The sequence below is a fragment of the Parabacteroides sp. Marseille-P3160 genome (assembly GCF_900162725.1).
In the GTDB taxonomy this organism is placed as follows: Bacteria; Bacteroidota; Bacteroidia; order Bacteroidales; family Tannerellaceae; genus Marseille-P3160.
The window spans coordinates 1,153,849-1,175,410 of record NZ_LT799418.1 but is presented as its reverse complement, the minus strand read 5'-3'; the positions used below and the strand labels follow the sequence as shown (position 1 = coordinate 1,175,410).

Annotated in this window: 16 protein-coding genes; 8 read left to right on the top strand and 8 right to left on the bottom strand. The window is 44.2% G+C overall.

Features of this window, described 5'->3' with window-relative positions; all coding sequences use genetic code 11:
• Positions 1–3 precede the first annotated feature (3 nt).
• Both BQ8014_RS04615 and BQ8014_RS04610 read right to left on the bottom strand, forming a co-directional pair.
• Positions 4–1,290, bottom strand: a complete 1,287-nt coding sequence (locus tag BQ8014_RS04615; RefSeq protein ID WP_080903335.1) for a site-specific integrase — start codon at positions 1,288–1,290, stop codon at positions 4–6.
• A 276-nt stretch (positions 1,291–1,566) separates the two neighbouring features.
• On the bottom strand, positions 1,567–4,032 hold the full coding sequence (locus BQ8014_RS04610) for an outer membrane beta-barrel family protein (protein WP_080905820.1): 2,466 nt from the start codon (positions 4,030–4,032) through the stop codon (positions 1,567–1,569).
• Between the two features lie 300 nt (positions 4,033–4,332).
• Here BQ8014_RS04610 and BQ8014_RS04605 point away from each other — a divergent pair, with 300 nt between their 5' ends.
• The 6 genes from BQ8014_RS04605 (at position 4,333) to BQ8014_RS04580 (ending at position 13,815) form a co-directional block, all read left to right on the top strand.
• On the top strand, positions 4,333–4,974 hold the full coding sequence (locus tag BQ8014_RS04605; protein WP_234997986.1) for a SagB/ThcOx family dehydrogenase: 642 nt from the start codon (positions 4,333–4,335) through the stop codon (positions 4,972–4,974).
• A 32-nt stretch (positions 4,975–5,006) separates the two neighbouring features.
• Positions 5,007–8,132, top strand: coding sequence for a beta-galactosidase, LacZ type (locus tag BQ8014_RS04600; protein WP_080903334.1), 3,126 nt, complete (start codon positions 5,007–5,009; stop codon positions 8,130–8,132).
• 685 nt (positions 8,133–8,817) lie between these two features.
• Positions 8,818–10,656, top strand: coding sequence for a hypothetical protein (locus BQ8014_RS04595; protein WP_080903333.1), 1,839 nt, complete (start codon positions 8,818–8,820; stop codon positions 10,654–10,656).
• Positions 10,656–11,345: a hypothetical protein gene (locus tag BQ8014_RS04590; RefSeq protein WP_080903332.1), complete on the top strand. Its 690-nt coding sequence runs from the start codon at positions 10,656–10,658 to the stop codon at positions 11,343–11,345. Before BQ8014_RS04595 ends, BQ8014_RS04590 begins: the two co-directional genes overlap by 1 nt.
• Before the next feature lie 231 nt (positions 11,346–11,576).
• A complete protein-coding gene (locus BQ8014_RS04585) occupies positions 11,577–12,668 on the top strand; it encodes a metallophosphoesterase (protein WP_080903331.1) in 1,092 nt (363 codons plus the stop codon).
• Between the two features lie 7 nt (positions 12,669–12,675).
• Entirely contained in the window at positions 12,676–13,815 is a 1,140-nt protein-coding gene (locus tag BQ8014_RS04580) for a metallophosphoesterase (protein ID WP_080903330.1), read from the top strand.
• Positions 13,816–13,840: 25 nt separating this feature from the next.
• On the opposite strand, the gene BQ8014_RS04575 is transcribed toward BQ8014_RS04580, so the two are convergent.
• Entirely contained in the window at positions 13,841–14,785 is a 945-nt protein-coding gene (locus BQ8014_RS04575) for an NAD(P)-dependent oxidoreductase (protein WP_080903329.1), read from the bottom strand.
• Between the two features lie 200 nt (positions 14,786–14,985).
• Between BQ8014_RS04575 and BQ8014_RS04570 the strand changes: the two genes are divergently transcribed.
• On the top strand, positions 14,986–15,936 hold the full coding sequence (locus tag BQ8014_RS04570; protein ID WP_080905818.1) for a diacylglycerol/lipid kinase family protein: 951 nt from the start codon (positions 14,986–14,988) through the stop codon (positions 15,934–15,936).
• Positions 15,937–15,998: 62 nt separating this feature from the next.
• On the opposite strand, the gene BQ8014_RS04565 is transcribed toward BQ8014_RS04570, so the two are convergent.
• The gene (locus BQ8014_RS04565; protein ID WP_080903328.1) at positions 15,999–16,571 is read right to left on the bottom strand and encodes a 30S ribosomal protein S16; all 573 of its coding nucleotides are present in this window, start codon (positions 16,569–16,571) and stop codon (positions 15,999–16,001) included.
• A gap of 190 nt (positions 16,572–16,761) precedes the next feature.
• On the opposite strand from BQ8014_RS04565, the gene BQ8014_RS04560 reads away from it, so the two are divergent.
• Positions 16,762–17,604, top strand: coding sequence for a tetratricopeptide repeat protein (locus BQ8014_RS04560; protein WP_080903327.1), 843 nt, complete (start codon positions 16,762–16,764; stop codon positions 17,602–17,604).
• Positions 17,605–17,805: 201 nt separating this feature from the next.
• On the opposite strand, the gene leuB is transcribed toward BQ8014_RS04560, so the two are convergent.
• Genes leuB through leuD form a run of 4 tightly spaced genes read right to left on the bottom strand, consistent with a single transcriptional unit; the run spans position 17,806 to position 21,524 of the window.
• The gene (gene leuB / locus BQ8014_RS04555; RefSeq protein WP_080903326.1) at positions 17,806–18,885 is read right to left on the bottom strand and encodes a 3-isopropylmalate dehydrogenase; all 1,080 of its coding nucleotides are present in this window, start codon (positions 18,883–18,885) and stop codon (positions 17,806–17,808) included.
• A gap of 15 nt (positions 18,886–18,900) precedes the next feature.
• Positions 18,901–19,353 carry a methylglyoxal synthase gene (locus tag BQ8014_RS04550; RefSeq protein ID WP_080903325.1) on the bottom strand — a complete coding sequence of 151 codons (453 nt, stop codon included), beginning with the start codon at positions 19,351–19,353 and terminating at the stop codon, positions 18,901–18,903.
• Positions 19,354–19,404: 51 nt separating this feature from the next.
• Complete coding sequence (locus BQ8014_RS04545) at positions 19,405–20,934, bottom strand: alpha-isopropylmalate synthase regulatory domain-containing protein (protein WP_200814447.1); 1,530 nt, start codon at positions 20,932–20,934, stop codon at positions 19,405–19,407.
• Positions 20,934–21,524: a 3-isopropylmalate dehydratase small subunit gene (gene leuD / locus BQ8014_RS04540; RefSeq protein ID WP_080903324.1), complete on the bottom strand. Its 591-nt coding sequence runs from the start codon at positions 21,522–21,524 to the stop codon at positions 20,934–20,936. The genes BQ8014_RS04545 and leuD overlap by 1 nt, the downstream gene beginning before the upstream one ends.
• Between the last annotated feature and the right edge of the window lie 38 nt (positions 21,525–21,562).

The window sequence follows — 21,562 nt, the reverse complement described above, 5'->3', positions numbered from 1 at the left end:
CAATTAATCAATTAATGAAACGATTTTTTCCTTTGTCTCTATATCTATTGCACGATAGCGGCTAAACGATCTACTGCCGTTTACATGTCCACTCATGGAACCTATTAGATTAGCATCCTGAACTTTATTGTAAAGGTTTCCTATAAACGTCCTTCGTGCCATATGACTGGATGCTATTTCATTGATTGCCCGTTGCTCTTCTTTTCTTGTCAGAGGATTTAACCAGGCGACCTTTCTTGTTATTCCGGCAGCCGTGAAAGCTTCTTTTATTGCATCATTATACCTTTGTTCAGAGATGAATGGAAAAAGCTTTACTCCGCCCTTATACTTTTCAATCAATTCTTTTGCTGTTTTAGATAGCGGAACTTCAATCGTTATAGGTTCTTCTTCGATCGTTTTATGGGCGATATAGGATAGTACACCGTTATGTATATTATCAACTGTAAAACGCATCAAATCACCTACACGGCACCCGATTAAGCACTGGAATATAAATATATCTCTTTGTATAGCAAGTGCCGGACGAGATGATAAATCACACTTATATATAAGGTCTCTTTCTTCCTTGCTTATGTAAATCGGAGTACCGTAAACTTCAGGATCGATATGGAATTCCACAAAAGGAGATGGATACTTTTTGATTTTATCGGAATTGAAAAAGCCTCTCAACATAGATAGAAGACAAGATACCCTATTCCGGGATCGTTTTTTTGGAAGCATTTTATTGCTTACATCTTCGTATAAAGATGGATGTTTTTCCGGTAGTTTATGCTCATCATACAAGAATTGCTCAAACTCTTTTAGAACATCAAGGGTGAAGTCATTTAGCGTTAACTCAATACCTTTATATCGCCCGAACCGATAAAGCATACCTCCCAATACTTTCATCTGCCTCCGCCTATTATCGGATACCTTATGTTCGGTCAACCAGGTATTATAATGATCTAATAATGTTTCAGGTGACTTCTCGTATTTCTCCGGATGGTGATATTTATCGATAAGATCGCTGAGCCATGAGGTCTGAATATTAACTTTATCGACTTTACTGTACTCAGTCAGTATATGGTCCTTTAACCGTGCGATGGCGGAATCAATAGATGCTCTCTTCTCCTGATCCATTACTACACGAGCTTTCACTTTTTCAGCTTTAGAATCAAAGTCAGTGTTACCTACCAATATTTCGGATTTGCCGAATAATTGAATGCTCCTCCCGTCTGTTAATCTAAACCGAATATTACAGAGTGCGTTTCCTTTTTTTGTAGTTCTGATGAATGCCTTTATCGTTGCCATAGCAAAATAGATTGTCGTTGTGCAAATATACTAAAATTGCAAAACATCTATGCAATATCGCACAATAATATAACATCAAATGAAATCGTATATTTGTTCCTATCTATTGTAAAACAGTTGTTTTAGGATATATAACATTTTACATTATTGTATATAAAGTAATCCCACCCGGGTCACTTATCGGAACAGCAAAAGCCTATGCAGCAATGTATAGGCTTTTGCTTTTTCAGTATTTCATGATACATCAAATTCGAAGAAAAAGACCAATGACTCCTTTCAGGAACCCGGGGTTGTGGTGGTCTCTGCGCCTTGTCCTCCTCCCCCTTTTACATCGTCGTTGGAAATACTCCGCCGCACTTTCTTGATCTGTTCTTTCAGAGAACCAAAACGATAGGAAACGCTGAAGCGAATCTCGCGCATCGAACGGAAATTTGTCGATTTGGAATAGAAATTATCGCTTAAAGTGGTCGATTCATTCTTCATATTCTTCCAAAAAGGGCTCTGGAAAGAAAGGGACAGGGTCAGTTTCTTTTTCAACAGATCCTTATTAGCGGATATACTGGTGAAATAAAAAGCAGAGTTTTCACCTTGTAACAAGACGCGGGGTGTGAAATATCCCCCGTTCAAGTTGATCCGGAAATCTTTCGGCAAGTTGAATTGAGTCCCGGCATAAAGCTGGCTGCTAAAGCCATCATTCGACAGGTTCAACGCCTTACTTTTGATTTTGGTATAGTCTATTCCGGCATTCAGGTAAAGGCGGAAAAGAGGTATCGGATTCCAGTTTCCGTAGAGAAACAGCCCTATCCGCCGGTTTTTCCCAATATTCCCATAAGTGGATTGTAGGACGCCCGGACGGGAATCGTCCATAAAAGTATAACGCTCGATGGAATTGTTTACGAAGGAATAGTTTGTACTGGCATTGATGCTGAACTTCGGATTAAATAAGCTGTAATTCAAATTAATGTTATGGCTCTTCTCCGTATCCAGATTGGAATTACCGTAGGAGATATTGGTCGGGTTGGTCGTGTTCACATACGGATTCAAATACCAGATTCCCGGCCGTTGGATACGCAGGTTATACCCCAAACGCAACTGCTGCGCCATATTGAGCATATAAGAGAGGGTAGCGTTCGGAACGACGTCGAAGTAACTCTTGTCAAAATTCATATCCGGAGCCAGTTTATATTTCACATCCAGGCTGGTTCCTTCAGCCCTCATTCCAGCTTTTACCCCGAACTTACTGAATTTGAAAGCATAACCCAGATAACCGGAATAGATATGCTGTTCATGTTTAAATAAATCGCTCGTACTCGGATAATGTATCCAAGTTCCCAATGAATCAATCTGTCGCGTCGTTTCGCTATTGTTCAGCCGGTAAATATATTTGACGCCGGCTTCCAGAGTCTGGTTCTTCCACGTCGGAGTCGTATAATCCACCTGCCCGGTATGTTCGTCCGTATAGGCTTCGTTGAGATCCCGTTGGCGCGAATCGGTCATCTCTAACAAACCGACTATATCCCTTCGGTTTTCATTATCGTTCGGTGAATTGCTGTAACGGTAAGAGAAAGTCAGCAGTTCGTCTTTCTTCTTAGTCGAATGCTGGTAATCGAGGCTAACATCCGTCGATCCGAAAGTCTGTTCGCTCAATGTGTTACGTTGATAATGAGAAATGAGTGAATCCAAGACGGAAGTCCTTACGTCATATTCTCCATAGGCCTTTATTTTCCCATAGAAGCGGTTTATCCCCAGACTAATCAAGTTAAGGGTATCGATTTCATAGCTGCCCTCCAGATATCCGTATTGAAAAGGGCCCTTATACTTACTCCGCCCTTCCTGGTTGATTTTCTGCCCACCGGCCAGATAGTTCTCCTGATAAAGGATGGAAGGATTCCATGGCCCGTTCTGGCGATTATAGTTAAAGTTGCCCGTCAACCCGAGTTTCCCGATTTTCGCAGAGATATAGGTCCCTGCCCCCATGCTTCCCAGAGTTCCGGCGTCGGCCCGGACTGTTCCGGTAAAGCCCTGCATACCATTTTTCGAGGTAATGATGTTGATGATACCACCTATTCCTTCCGCATCGTATTTCGCTCCCGGATCGGTGATTACTTCAATATTTTTCACGGAACTGGCCGGCATACTCTTCAGGACTTCGGATGGATTATTACTTAGCAGATTGGATGGTTTTCCATTCATATAAATCTTATAATTGGAAGAACCCTTCAATTGGATCTTATCTTCTCCATCCACCGTTACCATCGGTACTTTCCGAAGCATGTCGAGGGTATTGCTTACCTTTGACTCAGGGTCGTCTTCCAAGCTATAAGTGATTTTATCGATTTCTACCTTGACTAAAGGCTTTTGGGCGGTAATGGTAACCTCTCCCAGATTCTGTTGGGTTTCTTTCATGTAGACTTTCCCCAAGTCGACTTTCTTCTGGGCATCGGACACAGTAAAGCCTTTCTGGGCCGAACTGCCGACAAACTGGATGCTGAGAAGATAGCCTCCGGCGGCAGGCAAAGCTGTTTCAAATTTTCCATCCATCTCGCAAGCGATCGTTTTTATCGCCTTCTGAGGTGCTTGGGTCGACATAATCGTAAGAGTCGCATAAGGAACAGGTTCATTTGTCAAAGAATCCATTACTATGCCTTTTACGGAAAAAGAAGGAACAGACTTAGTCTGGGCATCGACAAAAAAGATTCCGAATAAAACGGAAATCGATAATGCAAGTAGGATTTTTTTCATTTGTTTTACATATAATTGTTTTTCATAAAGATGAATAGGAAAACCATGGTCCGTCCTGCAAATATATTTTTCTTTTGGCAACACTACGAATTAGCCGTAGATAAATCACAATAAAATAGACTTATTTAACATAGGGCCTTCTGTTTCGAAATAAATAAGTGATATTTTAACGAATGGGAAACAGATAGGACAGCCTTAAAAGAAGATACCAAAGAATCGTTAAAAAAAGAGCGAAGGAACAATGAAACTACTCCCATTTTGTTATTTTTGTAGAAATATCCATTTAAAAAGATGAAAATTATGAAACTAAAATCCGTTTTCTTTTCCCTTGTTGCATTGATGTATGCAACTATGGTGTATGCACAAGAGCCGGCGGAAATCAAATTAGTCTCCCCGGACAAAACCCGTGGAACCGCTGTGATGAAAGCGCTGTCAGACCGCCATTCAGAACGGGCGTTTGAAGATAAAAAGTTAAGCGACCAGGATCTTTCCGACCTACTGTGGGCAGCAAACGGGATAAACCGGCCGGACGGCAAACGTACGGCTCCTTCGGCAAGCAACAAGCAAGAGATCGATCTCTATGTCATTTTGGCGGAAGGAGCTTACTTATACAATGCCAAAACACACTCTTTGCAAGGAATCGCCCAAGGAGACCTCCGCCCTTTGGTTGCGGGCGGACAGGCTTTTGTCAAGTCAGCTTCCGTATGCATCGTGTTGGTGGCCGATTATACCCGTTCGGGAGGGACCTCTGCCGGAAACAAGCAGACGGCAGCAGTCGATGCCGGTCTCATTTGCCAGAATATCAACATTTTCTGTGCAGCCACCGGTCTGGCTACCGTACCACGCTCTTCCATGCAAAAAGCGGAGTTGAGCAAAGCCCTCAAGTTGAAAGATACACAGGAAGCAATTATCAACAATCCCGTTGGCTATCCTAAAAAATAAACTATTTATTTATAAATCGATAATCTATTTTTATGATCCATTTAAAACAAGCTTTATTGACCTTAACCTGCACCTTATTCTGCATAGGTCATGCAACGGCGCAAAATGCAGACTGGGAAAACCCGGAAGTCTTTGCTGTCAACAAGGAAGCAACCCGTGCAACGGCAATCCCCTACCCTTCGGAGCAGTTGGCGATTGATGACCAATACGATGCTTCTTCCTACTATCAGTTGTTAAACGGCAACTGGAAGTTCAACTGGGTTCCCAGACCGGAGCTCCGCCCTACCGATTTCTATCGCGTAGACTATAACGACAGCCAATGGAAGGAGATTAAAGTTCCCGGCAATTGGGAATTTAACGGCTATGGGGCGCCGATCTATACCAATGTGACTTATCCATTTCCCAAAAATCCCCCTTTTGTCAATAAGGAGGATAATCCGGTCGGCTCCTACCGGCATGAGTTCGGAATTCCGGCCGATTGGGACGGTCGTCAGGTTTTCCTTCATTTCGAAGGAGGAACAACAGCGATGTACGTCTGGGTAAACGGCGAAAAGGTCGGTTATACGGAGAATGCCAAAAGTCCGGCCGAGTTTGACATTACGCCTTACGTCAAAGCCGGGAAAAACGTACTTGCTTGCGAAGTCTACAAATATAGTGATGGTTCCTACCTGGAAGACCAAGACATGTGGCGCCTGGGAGGAATCAACCGAAGTGTCTACCTTTATAGCACTGCAAAGACAAGAATCCTGGATTTTTTCGCTCATCCTGACTTGGATAATTCATATAAGAATGGCGCCTTCGGATTGGAGGTCCTTGTTAAAAACTACTCCGATGCGATAATCAATCGTACCGTAGAAGCTAAACTCCTGGATAAAGCAGGGAAACAAGTCTTCGGGAAAACAGTAAAAGGAGGTTGTACAGGAGGCAATACGTTTGAAGCAACTTTTACCGGCCAAATTCCCTCTCCTTTAAAATGGACGGCGGAAACCCCCAACCTCTACACTTTGGTTATCAACCTGAAAGATGAGCATGGCAAGCTGATCGAATCGACCTCTACAAAAATCGGTTTCCGGAAGATCGAAATCAAGGATGGGCAGGTATTTATCAACGGGCAGAAAGTATTCTTCAAGGGAGTCAACCTTCATGAATTCAATGCTAAAACCGGACAAGTAATTGACCGGGAAACGATGATGAGGGATATCCGCCTTATGAAGGAACTGAATATCAATGCGGTTCGTACAAGCCATTATCCGCAACCGTCGTTATGGTATAAACTTTGCGACGAATACGGCCTCTATTTAGTGGATGAAACGAATCTTGAATCTCACGGTTTGGGTTATGGTCCGGAAAATGTCTCGAATTTCCCGGAATGGCACGCCACCCACATGGACCGCATCCACCGCTTGATTGAAAGAGATAAGAACCATCCTTCCGTCATCTTCTGGTCATTGGGAAATGAAGCGAGCAATGGGAAGGCATTCTATGATATGTACGATTGGGCGAAAAGCCGTGACAAGAGCCGTCCGGTTCAATACGAACAGGCTTACCGCTATGATGATCCATTCAATAGCCACCGCAATACGGACGTATGGGCGCCGATGTATCCCTCCTGGCAATCCATGCAGGAGTTAGCAAAAAAAGATCTCGGACATCCGTTCATCATGTGTGAATATGCGCACGCAATGGGTAACAGTATGGGTAATTTCCAGGATTATTGGGATTTAATGCGTTCGAGCAAGAATATGCAAGGCGGATTCATCTGGGAATGGCTGAATCAAGGATTCCCGGCTACCGATGAGCAGGGGCGCCCCTACTGGGGATACGGAGGCGATTTCGGAATGTATAACAAACAGAACGATGGAAATTTCTGTATCGACGGAGTCATTACGCCCGACCGCAACTATAATCCGCATACGTACGAAGTGAAAAAGGTCTATCAGAACATTCTTTTCCGGGCTAAAGACCTGGACAAGGGGATTATCGCCGTGATCAATGACTTTAAGTTCAAACCACTGGATGACACCTATGTATACCGTTGGGTTTTACTAAAGAATGGCGAGCCGGTAGCCGATGGCAATTTTGATGTCTCTGTTCCCGCCAATTCGGAAAAGGATGTAAAACTCCCCTTGCCGAAGTTGACGAAAGAAGCCGGCGTGGAATATTACCTGCAAGTATATGCTAGTCTCCGCAAAGAACAACCCATTCTCCCGGTCGGTTTCGAAGTCGCCAAAGAAGAGTTTGCTTTCGCCGGTAACAATTATTTTGCAGCAAAGGAAAGTATAGGAGAGAATTTACAGGTGAAGAAAGACGATAATAAAATCACTGTTACCTCCGGGGATATTTCCTACGAATTTGCACTAAAAGACAGATGGAAAGGACTCGCATCTTTCAAAAATCAGAACTCCATTCTGGACCAGTTGCCCGTTCCCAACTTCTGGAGAGGTCCTACCGATAACGATTTCGGAGCCAATGAGCAATCGACGCTGGGAATCTGGAGATCGGCCTCACATAATCTGAGTTACCAATATAACGGCGTTAAGGAAGCAAACGGCACGGTCGCCGTCTCATATATATGCAAGCTGAACGGAATCAAAGCAGAAGTCGCCCTCACCTATACCGTGAATAAGAACGGAAGCCTAACCATCGACTATCATTTCACGGCCGACGGGGAAACACCGGAACCGATGCGTATCGGTATGTTGCTCACCTTGCCGAAGCAGTTGAATCACTTCACCTACTACGGACGGGGCCCATGGGAAAACTACATCGACCGCAACAAGTCCACATTAATAGGCATTTACCAAAGCACCGTAGAGGAAGAGGCCTTCCCGTACATTCGCCCTCAGGAGACCGGAAACAAAACCGATGTACGTTGGTTGACACTAACCGACGATAATGGCAAAGGAATCCGTATCGAAGGGGCCCAACCGCTATCCGTCAGTGCAACGAACTACCGTCCGGAGGATCTGGATCCGGGACTAACGAAGAAGCAACAGCATCATTCTGATCTGCTTCCACGCAAGGAAGTGTTGTTGAATGTCGACCTGATCCAGCGGGGAGTTGCCGGATTGAATTCGTGGGGAGCCAAACCTTTGGATCAATACCGTATCTTAGGAAAAGACTATCGTTATTCCTATACAATCTCGGTAATCGATTAATTCATCACGCCGAATGGTTTTGACAAGAAGAAAATGATTTTGTTTTTTATAGAGTATCATATTTTAGCTATTTATTTTTAAAATAAAATATCATTGTAAACTCAGACTTTATATACAAATTATTATATAACAATGAAAGTTTAAATTACTCTATCCTCTGAAAAGATTGGAGTAATATATGCAGAAGAAGGTAGAAGAGGGTGTCAAAAGTCATCGCTTATCAACTTAAAAATTGATAACTATGAATGAACGCAGTCATAACTATGAACAAACGCAATCATAACTATGAATCTGTTCATTCATAGTTATGAATTTTAGCAGGATTTTCTTTTGGCACCTCTTCTGTTTCTTCCAAAAGGGAAAAGACATAGTCCAAGATTTGAATGCATTCGTTAAGTTCTTCCCTTGTTAAAAATTATATTTTTCTTTCAGTACGCATAATTTCTCCTTAAAAAGATTTGCCCGCCGAACGCTGATAACTTACGACCAGACGGATCAGATAGGTTTTGTCTGTTACAACATTTCTTCTTCACGTTGCCACTTAACAAAGCATCCGCCACTACAACTCCTTAAAAAACATACTGTATTTAGGCCGGTTTATTAAAACATTTTATAACTTTAAACGCCCAAAAGTTAATCCTTTGGGCTATTTTTTGAAAACTTCCAATAGACTCACATAATATCTATGAAAAAATTACTTATAAATATAATCTGCTCATTATCGTTTTTGTCATGTCAATTCGATAGTGATAATATTCATTTTGTAGAAATAGAAAAACCGGAGCAAACAGCTGTTATAGGAATTGATCTTGCCGGGGTTACGCCCGAAGGAACTATATATCTATACACCGGTACCAAACTATATTACTCTTTATATACATCAGGCAAAGACCTTCTGGATATAAGTTTCAACCTGGATGGTGAAACTGTTAACAGCCAAGGCGGATACTTTCTCTTAGACCCGGCTAATTTGAGCGAGGGAGACCATCCATTAAGTGTGGATATCAAAGTCAAAACCGGATCGGGCAGTGTTGCCGAATTACTTGGAGCCGAATATTATCAAGGGAAATACGCGTTCACGGTGAAAGTCGTGAAAAATGCAGACCTTGCGTTGACTATCAGCCACAAGAAAAATACAGAGGGGTATCTGGAATTGAACTGGGATAATCCCAATCTGGATAAACTAAATGTAGATTACTATATTATACACTTTGAAGATGCTTATTCCGGTGGAAGACAAAGTATCAGAATTAGTAACCCCGGCCAAAGAAGTTATATTGATAAAAGTTTTGTTTATGGAGCAAGGGTTTATGATATAGAAACCGTATTTAAGAATAACTCAATAGATCCATGGGTTACCCAATATTCGGTAAACTCTGCCGAGATAACAGAAAAGGATGTATTTTTCGAGAGTATCACATCTGAGAAAACCAAAGTTACATGGAAAGCCAACGAATATAAATGTAAATGCATTTTAAAAACGCCCGATAACGAAGTCATATTTGTCCCTGATGGACAATCATATGCAGAAATAGCCACACCTGCGTTTCCTGCCGGCAACGGCTATTATAGTCTATATATATTGCCCGACTACGCACTGAACGAAGAATATATCCGATTATATCCTTCCGTATATATTTATAAAAACAGTTATCCGTTATTATCAGAATACGGGGCATCATCGTTTGCATACGATATCCGTAAAAAGTTACTCTACACCACATCGGGCTATTACATTATCAGTTATGATGCAACAACGATGAGAGAGTTGACCCAACTAAAAACAGCAAGTGATAATACCTTTACCCAAATATCATGCTCGTCTATAACCTCAAAGATGGCTGTAAATATAGGATCGGATATTTATATCTATAAAGACAATACATTTGAGAATCCGGTATATTTCTTTGGTAAAGCGATACCTTATAATAGCAGCTACAATATTTTTTATCTAACGGATAACGATTTAATCGTTGCCGGGATGAGCAGCACCAATGACGGATATGTAGATGTATATAAAGCCACGAACGGCAATTGGTTGTATACGATTCCTCTCAAAGAATATTATTCTAAAGTAACCATATCGCCGGATGGTAAATACCTGTGTGATTACGGTTCGCAAAAATATTGGATATATGAATTAGGAGCAAAAGAGGCAAAAGAGATTCACCATGCCGAAAACAAATACTTAGTGTTTAATAATTGCTTCTTCAACCCAACCAAACCACACCAGCTTGTGATGACCGGTTACGATAGGCTGTATACGATTGATGTTCCTTCGTTTAACGAATCAGAGATGAAAGCGTTGTCATACGTATGTAATGACCCTTTTACCGGTAATTTTATATTTTCAGACAAAAACTATTCCGACAATAGAATGATGAATATAATGAGTCCGGATATGAAAACAACCTTATTAAAGGTCAAAACCAATTATCCTTATATTAAGCTATATAATAATTTCATGGTATCCACATTCTATTCACCGTCATATCATTACGATCTTACTAATTATCTGAAATAATGAAAAAAACACTATTGATATTATTTTGCCTGACAGCAGCCTTTCGGGTAGGAGCTCAGTTTACTGTCAGCTATTCAGCCGGATATGGCCGTTACGACATGGGCGATATGAAAAATGTGTTATCTACCATACAATCACAATTGAATAGTGCAGTCCCGGGTTTAGGTCTTACCAATGTCGATAATTTCCCTGCCTATATTAACCATACGCTGGATATCGGTTATAAATATAAAGTACATGAATTTGGGTTGAAAAGCAGTTTTCTTACAACAGGAGGTAAATTATCCCGGGCCGACTATTCGGGCGAATACAGTGTGAAAATGATTGTTAACGGATTTAGGGAAGGTATATATTATCGAAACTACTTTTACACCGACGAGAAAGATGCTGGACCGTTTTTTTCCTTATTTGCCGAACTATCACCCAATGTGATGATTAGCCATTTAAAACTAAAAGAAGGGTTTTCTATCGCAGATGCCGACGACAAATATGTCGATGAAGAAAACTTTACTAAAGTCGGTTTTACGATATTACCACAAGCAGGAGCAAAATATAATTTTACCCGGACGGTTGGGATACTCATTACAACAGGATATGAATTTTCATTTTCATCGGGCATCGAAGGCGGAGATAATAAAATAAACTGGTCCGGAATCAGACTTGCAGGTGGCTTCTCTTATTTATTTTGAGTTACACGAAAGCAATCTGATTGCAGACCGCTTTTTTATTTTCATAGCTGTGGATATCGATATGCCGGCATAATAAGGTATAATCGTTTCAAGCGTCAGATTAATTACATTCTGTTATTTGGAAGAAATCCCGACTCTTTTGAGAATGGGAATAGCAAATTTCATTATTTTTGTGTAATTCCACCCACCGTACCTACGTAGCATTCTTTATCTTTGCAAAAATTGAAAGAAATGTATATATTCTTTTTTATCTTTCTGGGCAGCTATATACTGGGTAATATATACGTATTTTTCCGTGGCATGCAAGCGATTTGCAATAGTCCGGTTTATGCGAAGGTACTCTTCACAATCGTTTACTGGTGCCTTGCCTTATTGATTATAATGACCTATGCAACCCGGAAGTCAAACCTACCGAACAGTCTTTCACATTTCCTCTATGAGGTCGGTAATGGTTGGCTGGTCTTTACCCTTTACATGGTTATCGCACTGCTGGCGATGGATCTCATACGACTTTTCAACAGGGAATTCAGCTGGGGATTTGTCATCGCTTTCCTATTGACAATCGGCCTGTTAAGCTATGGGTATTATACTTATAAACATCCGAAGACACAAGTTATCAACATAGATATCAACAAGCCGGTGAACACGGCGGGAAAAGCCCTTAAAGTAGTTGCGATCAGCGACCTGCACCTGGGAAACGGAGCAAACAAAAAGCAGTTGCAGAAATATATTCTCATGATCAAAAAAGAACAACCGGATCTTATTCTTATCGGAGGCGACCTGATCGATAACAGCGTCGCTCCGCTCTATTATCAAAAGATGGCGGAAGAACTCTCCCAGCTCCATGCGCCGTTCGGCGTTTATATGGTGCCTGGAAATCATGAATACATCAGCGGCATCAGGGAAAGCATCGGTTATATCCGGCGACTTCCGTTTCATTTCCTTCAGGATTCGGTGGTTACATTGTCTAATGGCGTGCAGATCGTCGGACGGGACGATCGGAGCAATCATTCCCGGAAATCACTCTCCGAACTGATGCAAGCCGTCGATCCGGACAAACCTGTTATCCTGCTGGATCACCAGCCGTACGACCTGGACAAGACCGAAGCGGCAGGCGTTGACCTACAATTCAGCGGGCATACCCATCATGGGCAGGTATGGCCGATGAACTGGCTAACCGACCATCTATTCGAGGTCAGCCACGGTTACAAGAAGAAAGGGAACAGCCATATCTACGTCTCATCCGGCCTTGCCCTGTGGGGTCCTCCTTTCCGGATAGGCACCTCCAGCGAGATGGTCGTCTTCCGGTTAACTTTTAAGTAAAAATGGAATGAGATTATTTTTGCAATCGTTTTTCCCCCAAATTCTCCTCACCTTTTATATCTATTGGCGCGGACGGCAGGCTTTATCCCCCAAAAGCTTCGGGCAGATTCTGTTTACGGTTTTGCTGGGCGGCGAGTTGCTGCTCTTTCTGACCGGATATCTTTTTCATCAGGATTTGCCGGACTCTCTCCTCGTCCCGATTCTCTATATCTGCAATACCTGGTTTGTTGCCAGCCTCTACCTTACGATGCTCCTGTTGTCGCTCGAAGCCGTCCGTCTGATACAGAAAAGGCATTCTTTCCTACCGAAGCGATTAACGCGAAATCCCCAACAGACGCAGACGCGGCTCTTCCTGGCGATTGTGTTCACCCTTGCCGCCCTGATGGGCTACGGCTATTATACAGCCAGACATCCGGTGGTCAAACATGTCCACCTGACCATTTCCAAACAGGCGGCAGGAAGAGACAGCCTGAAGATTGTCCTGATGACCGACTTGCACCTCGGCGAAATGATCGGCAAGAAGGAACTTCAGCGCTTCGTTGCGTTGAGCAATGCCCAGCAACCGGACTTAGTCGTTCTGGGAGGTGATATCTTAGACTATGAATCACGTTATGCTGAAAAAGCCCATCTGGAAGAAATATTAAAACAATTAAAAGCACCGTTGGGTGTTTATATTATTAACGGAAATCATGAGTTCCGTGCCAATCGAGAAACAAAAAGAAGATGGTTACTAAAGACAGGGGGAATCTTACTCGTAGACTCGGTGAGCCAACCGGACAAAAGTTTCTATTTGATCGGACGAGATGATTTTATCAATAAAGGGCGAAAATCGCTCTACCAACTCCTTTGGGGCCTGGATCGCAAGAAACCGTTGATCGTATTGGACCACCAACCGGCCGCACCTTCTGAAATAGAAATGAATCGAGTGGATCTAAGTTTACATGGACATACACATAACGGCCAAATCTGGCCAAATTCCTGGCGGATGAAATTTATTTGGGAATGGCCGTATGGACTATACCGTAAAGGGAACAGCCAAGCTTATGTTTCTTCCGGCATAGGCTTTTCCGGCTCACCCTATCGTATCGGCACCCATGCAGAACTGGTCGTTCTTCATCTCCGGTTCGATACCGGGAAATCTTTGTAGAAACGGGCGCTGCCGGTTTGCAATCTCATCCCACTCTATTTTTAGGTATCCCGTTTAAAAAAGCCTTTATATTGTCAAACAGGATGCCGGCTCTTTTTATTAATGCTTCCCGCGTTGCAAAAGCAATATGAGGAGTTGCTATCAAATGTTTGGCGTTTAAGAGAGGATGTTCCGGGTTAATCGGGGGCTCTTCCTCAAAGACATCGATCCCCGCACCGGCGATCCGGCCTTCATTCAAGGCGTCAGCCAAGGCTTTGCTGTCGACCACCGCTCCTCTTGCCGTGTTTATCAATACGGCATTCTTTTTCATCAGGGCGATCTTATCCTTATTGATTAACCCTCTGGTCGAATCGTTTAACGGGACATGCAGCGAAACGATATCACAAAGAGAAAGTAAAGTATCCAAATCAACATACTGAGTGCCATCGAGTTGCTTTACTGTCCTAGAATAGGCATAGACCTCACATCCGAAACCCTTCGCTATCGAACAGACCCTTGTCCCGATAGCTCCCGTCCCCACGACTCCAAACTTTTTCCCTTCCAATTCAAACCCGACAAGCCCCTCTTTCGTTCCCGATTTTCGAACGACCTCGTTGCAAGGAATAATATTCCTGTAAATCGAAATTAAAAGGCCGAATACCAGGTCACTTACGGCTGCAGTAGAATAACCGGAACAATTGCAGACCGTTATGCCTCTTTCTTTGCATGCCTCCATTGCGATATGATCGACGCCGGTGAAGGCTACCGCAAGCATTTTTAAGTTTCCGCAACCCTGGATGACCTCTTTGTCCAGCGGCAGATTGGATACCGCTATAATACCGGCATCCTTACCCCGTTCTATTAAAGTCTGATTATCAGCTACCCGGGTATCATAACAGACTATTTCCACAGAATCACCCAACGATTCTTTTGCCATTTGGAGAAGGACTTCTCTTTCAACTCCCAACGGCTCAATGATAACTAATTTCATTATTATTCTCTCCTCTATTTTCTTGCACTTCCCTATTAGGAATAATAACAACAAAAGTATTAACTTTTCAGATAGATTTGATTCTGCCGGTAACAAAATTCAAAAACAGAACATCTCCTTCCTGCAATATGCTCCATAAAAAAGATATGGAAGAGGTATTATTCCCTTTTTTGTACTATTTTTGTTCAAACGTCATTTATATGGAAAAGACAAAAGTATGTGTGATCATTAATCCCGTGTCGGGAACCGAATCGAAGAGAAACATCCCAGAAATGGTCGCGGCGGCTTTCGATCAGAAGCAATATGATATCATCATCCGGATAACGGGTTATCCGGGCCACGCAACGGAAATAGCCAATGATGCAGTGAAAAACCGTTTCAAATACGTAATCACTGCCGGGGGAGACGGCACGGTAAATGAAGTGGCGAGAACACTGGTGAACTCCGACACGACTTTAGGGATCATCCCTTTCGGTTCGGGTAATGGCCTGGCAAGGGAGTTGAGCATCGCGATGGATCCGGAAAAAGCGATCGATATCATTCTGAAGGGGAATACCCGCCGGATCGATTACGGCGTGGCCAACGGACACATCTTTTTCTGTACTTGCGGCGTGGGCTTCGACGCGTTCATTAGCGACAAATTCGCAGAAGAAAAGAAACGGGGGCCGTTGGGATATCTGCGGAATATCCTGGAGGGCGTGGTGGATTTTAAATCGGAAAAATACGAAATCACCTGCGACGAAGGCACTATAAAAGAGCGGGCCTTCATCGTTACCTGCGGAAATGCCTCACAATATGGGAACGACGCCTTTATTGCTCCAGGTGCCGACATGGAAGACGGTAAAATGAATATCTCCATCCTGAAACCGCTCAATGCGCTGGAAATCCCGCAAACCACCTTACAGCTTTTCACCAAAAATATCGACAAGAATAGCAAAATGACCAGTCTGCTCACCGGTTCGGTAACGATCAAGCGCACTCATCCCGGTGTTATGCATGTAGACGGTGAGCCGGTAGAGGCCGGAACCGAAATCCAGGTAAAGATCATACCCAAAGGGCTGAGCGTACTTGCTCCCAAGCCTGCAGGGGTAAGGAAAAAAGAAAATGAAAATATCTTCAACGCTTTGACCCGCTGGTTTGCGGAAGAATAACAGCCAACAAAAAAGCTACCCTTTCGGAGGGTAGCTTTCTTTGTTTCCTTAGCGTTCGTTGCTTATTCGGCAGCCGGAGCCTCAGGAGTTGCAGCTTCCGGAGCAGGTTCTACGACTGGAGCCGGAGCCTCTGCCGCTTTCTTGGCAGCTTCTGCTGCTGCCTGTTCAGCTGCAATTTCGGCCTTTTTCTTTGCCAATTCGGCCGCTCTCGCCTTATTTGCTTCCTTCTCTGCTTCTAACTGAGCTTTAGCAGCCGCTTGGGCGGCTTCGCTGTCTTTATTCTTTACTGCTTGTAAAGCATTTTGTTTATCCTTTAACCAAGCCTGGAACTTTGTTTCGGCTGCAGCTTCATCAAAAGCTCCTTTTTTCACTCCTCCCAACAAGTGTTTTTTAAGGTATACTCCTTCACGGGAAAGAATATTCCGGGTGGTGTCTGTCGGTTGTGCACCTACCTGTAACCAATACAAAGCTCTCTCGAAATTCAAATCTATTGTAGCAGGATTGGTGTTCGGGTTGTAAGAACCTATCCTTTCAATAAATCGTCCATCTCGTGGAGCCCTGCTGTCTGCAACAACGATCTGATAAAAAGCGTAGCTTTTACGACCGTGTCTCTGCAATCTAATTTTTGTTGCCATGTTGAATAATTTGAATAATTAATGCTTATTTGTATTAGCGGCTGCAAAGTTAAGGCTTAATAATTAATACACAAGTAGAACAAAGATAAAATATATCGATATATTGAAGATATGTAGTAAAGTTTTAATTATTTCTTAATTCTCTCTATAGCCAAATATATTCTGTAGCTTTGCCTAAAAGTAATAAACGATGCGAAATTGTTTGAGAATTTATTCAATTTTTCTCTGTCTGCTATTCCCATTCTTTTGGTGCAATGGGCAGGTGCAAAGTTACGAAGAATTGATCGGAAAGAGCTATGACTTCATGGAAAAGGATAGCCTTGATGCGGCGGAAGTCTGTCTAATTGCCGCTATGAGGCTGGAGCCCGGCAACCGGTACAACTATGCACTTTTGACAAATCTCGGAACAATACAGCGGCAGTTGGGTAAGCTCGATGAGGCATTGATTTCCTACACTGCTGCCCTCAGCCGACAGCCGAACAATGCGCTTATCTTATCCAACCGGGCTTCGCTCTATCAGGAGATGGGCGACACGGAGAATGCGCTGACCGACTACAATACACTGCTCGCCAAAGAGCCGAATCGTATGGAGGCACTTTACTCCCGGGGCATTCTTTATATCAAGGAGAAAAACTTCCTGTCGGCAGAAGCTGACTTTCAACATATGCTCGAGATTAGCGACAAGTCCAATAAAGCACGCCTGGGCTACGCTATTCTTGAAAAGATGCGAGGAAATTATAAAGAGAGCGAGGATATTTTCGAATATCTCATCAGAGAGGAACCAAAGAATATACGGCTATATGAAGAACGTGCCGAACTATATTTTATGGAAGGGAAAAACGGTAGGGCGATGTCCGATCTGGAAAAGGTATTTCAACAGAATCCTGATCCGGGAGCCGAAATTTATGTGCTACGAGGAAGGGTAAAACTGGCTTTATACGAGAAGACCGCTGCAGCCAATGACTTTCAGAAAGCCCTAAAGAAAGGATATAATAAAAAGGTGATCAACGAATTGATAAAGTTGACAGAATGATTACTGCCCTCGACATAGGGAATCCTCAACGATATACATCCACAAAATAAAAAGACTTTTGGAGAAAGGCCGGCATTACAAGCTTTAAGAATGGCATATTAATCGAATAGAAGGAAATGCAACACTTTCCCTTCTATTCGATCATATGATAGAATTCCCGGATATCCTCATTTGTCATATAGACTTCATCAGGTTATCTTTTTATTTGACTATATAGTCTACATAGGCTGCCACCCAGTCTCCAACTTCGGAGGTAGAGTAAGGCTTGCTGTCTCCTTGTAAAATATCTTCCGTTACGATGCCAGCCGCCATGGACGCGGCCACCGCTTCGCGTATCAGCGCCCCCTCTTCCGGAAGATTAAAGGCATATTCGAACATCAATGCCGCGCTCAAGATCGTAGCCAACGGATTGGCGATGTTCTTTCCGGCAGCCTGCGGATAAGAACCGTGGATCGGCTCGAATACCGAAGTATGCACACCGACGGAGGCCGACGGCAACATGCCGAGCGAACCGGTAATCACCGAAGCCTCATCCGTCAGTATATCTCCGAACATATTCTCGGTTACCATTACGTCAAAGCTCTTCGGCCACTGGATCAATCGCATAGCCGCATTATCCACAAACATAAACTCGGTCTCTACTTGCGGAAATTCCTTTGCGATCTCCTGCGCCACCTGACGCCATAAGCGGGAAGTGGCCAATACATTCGCCTTATCCACTACCGTTACTTTTCGTCGGCGTTTCATGGCGTAATTGTAAGCGAGCCGCACGATGCGTTCTATCTCTTCGCGGGTATAGATACAAGTATCATAGGCAGTATTGCCATCTTCGCTACGTCCTTGCGGCCGTCCGAAATACATGCCCCCCGTCAGTTCACGAATACACATGAAATCAGCGTCTTTCACCAAGTCGGGGCGAAGCGGCGATTTATGCAGCAGGGACGGAAAGGTAGTCACCGGGCGGATATTGGCGTACAATCCCAGTTTCTTCCGCATTCCAAGCAACCCCTGTTCCGGGCGTACCTTGGCAGACGGATCATTATCATACTTCGGCGAGCCGATGGCTCCGAACAATACGGCGTCGCTCTTCATGCAAAGTGCGTGCGTTTCATCCGGATAAGGGTTGCCCGTTGCGTCGATGGCGCAAGCTCCGACAAGCGCCTTTTCATAACTCAGGGTATGGTTAAATTTCTCACATACGGCTTTCACCGCCTTCAAGGCTTGGTCTATGATCTCCGGGCCGATGCCGTCGCCCGGTAAAACGGCTATATTTAATTTCATGTTCTCTATTTTATTCTATAATGATTCTCTTTTAAACGGGATATACTTCGGTTCCATCGGGACATACGTATCGTCATCCCAAAGGGTGCTGGTCAACATTAAATCAGCACTGTAGCGATTGCATGCGATCGGTACATTATGCACCCGGCACTGACGAAGCAACATCTGGATATCCGCTTCATGCGGTTGGGGATTCAGGTCGTCAATCAAAAAGATGGCCAGATCGACCTCCTTGCGTACCACCATAGCTGCAATTTCAGCATCACCTCCCATAGGCCCGGAATTCATCCGCTGAATATCCGCATGGATCCCATGCTCATCAAAGGCCTTTTGAATCAAGCCACCGGTCGTTCCGGTACACACTAGATGGTGTGGAGCCAGGAAATTGGCGTTATGCACCGCCCATTCCACCATATCCACTTTCCGATTATCGTGCGCTACCAACGCAATAGTTAATCTTCTGTTCATATCAAGAGTTTTTTAAGTTTTCTTATTTTATTCTATCCAATTAAAAACATTCTACTCTCCGGGTAGCAAGGCTCCACCTTCGATCTTATTCAACATCTTGAGTGTCGCCTTGATGGCCGCTTCCGTCTGGTCGGCATCCAACCCGCGGGTTTTAAAGTCCTCACCCTCATAATGCCAACTGATCACGGTTTGCACCAAGGCATCCGTCCGTCCGCCAGGAGGAATAGTCACCGAATAGTTCGTCAACATCGGGAATGTACGCCCGAGCGACTTATAGATCCGGCGTACCGCCCGGACGAAAGCGTCATATTGACCATCACCGGCCGACGATTCTTGGTAGACATCGTCTCCGATCTGGATTTTCACGCTCGCCACCGGCTTTAGTCCCTGTGTCAAAGATAAAGAATAATTTAGTATCTTTATCTTCATTTCCAAAGTATCGTGCCGCAAGACATCCGATATAATATAGGGCAAGTCTTCCGGGGTAACCTTCTCTTTCTTGTCCCCCAACTCAATGATACGGTCGGTGACTTTTCGCATCGATTCCTCGTCAATCTCGATGCCCAGGGCCTCCAGGTTCTTACGGATATTTGCTTTGCCGGATGTTTTTCCAAGAGCATACTCACGGGTACGGCCGAACCGTTCGGGGATCAGATCGTTGGAATATAAATTATTTTTGCTGTCTCCGTCGGCATGGACTCCGGCGCATTGGGTAAAGACGAACTCGCCGATAATCGGTTTATTTGCTGAAATATGGACTCCGGAATAAGTTTCGACGATCTTACTGACATGGTTGATTTTCGATTCGCAGATGGAAGTCTTTAGCTTCAACTGGTCGTGAATGACCGCCACCACACTGCTCAGCGAGGCATTCCCCGCACGCTCGCCCAGGCCGTTTACTGTTACATGGACGCCCCGGATGCCGGCGCGGATCGCCGAATAAGTATTGGCCACCGCCAGATCGTAATCGTTATGCGCATGGAAGTCAAAATGCAAACCGGGATAACGGTTCACCATCTTCTTGCAGAAGACAAAGGTATTCTCCGTATTCAGGATGCCCAACGTATCCGGCAGCATAAAACGGCGGATCGGTAATTCCTTCAGGGCGTCAACCAGTTGGTAGACATATTCCGGCGAATGCTGGATGCCGTTCGACCAATCTTCCAGGTAAACGTTGACACCGATCTTCATCTCCTTTGCCCGACGGATAACCTCGGTAATATCGGCCAAATGTTCTTCGGGAGTTTTCCTCAATTGCTCGGTCACGTGCTTATACGAACCCTTGCAGAGGAGATTAACCATTTGGCAGCCGGCTTCCCTGATCCAGCGAAGCGAAGTATCACTATCGACGAATCCAAGCACCTCAAGCTTATCGAGGCAGCCTCTTTTCTTCGCCCACGAAGCCAGCCGCTTCACCGCCTCGAACTCTCCGTCGGAGACGCGCGCGGAAGCGACTTCCACACGGTTGACTCCCAATTCGTCGAGAAGCAACCGGGCGATGCCGAGCTTTTCATGAGAAGAAAACGAAACGCCGGTCGTCTGCTCCCCATCCCTGAGGGTGGTGTCCATTATCTCTATCATCATTGCCGCTTTGCTTCGTACGCCTCTATTTTGCCCTTGTTAGCCAGCAGATAATCGATATCGTCCAAGCCGTTGACAAGGCAATCCTTTTTATAGGGATTAATATCGAAATGCTCGCTCCGTCCGGTCGCGTTGTTGGTAAGTGTTTGCTGGGGAAGGTTAACTGTCAGCGTTGTTTTCGGATCAGCCTCTATGGAAGCAAACAGCTCACTCAGGAAATCGGAAGAGATCACAACCGGTAGCAGTCCGTTATTCATCGCATTGTTTTTAAAAATATCGGCAAAGAAGCTGCTGACGACAACCCGGAAACCATATCCGGCAATTGCCCAGGCGGCATGTTCACGGCTGCTTCCGCTTCCGAAATTCTTTCCTCCCACCAGGATCTCGCCGGAATAACGTGTCTGATTCAGGACAAAGTCCGGGTTCGGGTTCCCATCCTTGTCGTAACGCCAATCCCGGAATAAATTGTCCCCGAAGCCTTCGCGTGTGGTCGCTTTCAGGAAACGGGCCGGAATGATTTGATCCGTATCGATGTTTTCCAAAGGAATCGGTACGCAAGTAGAGGTGATGATGCTTATCTTTTCTCTCATTTCATTTTGTTTTTATATGATTCGATCAATATTCAGGT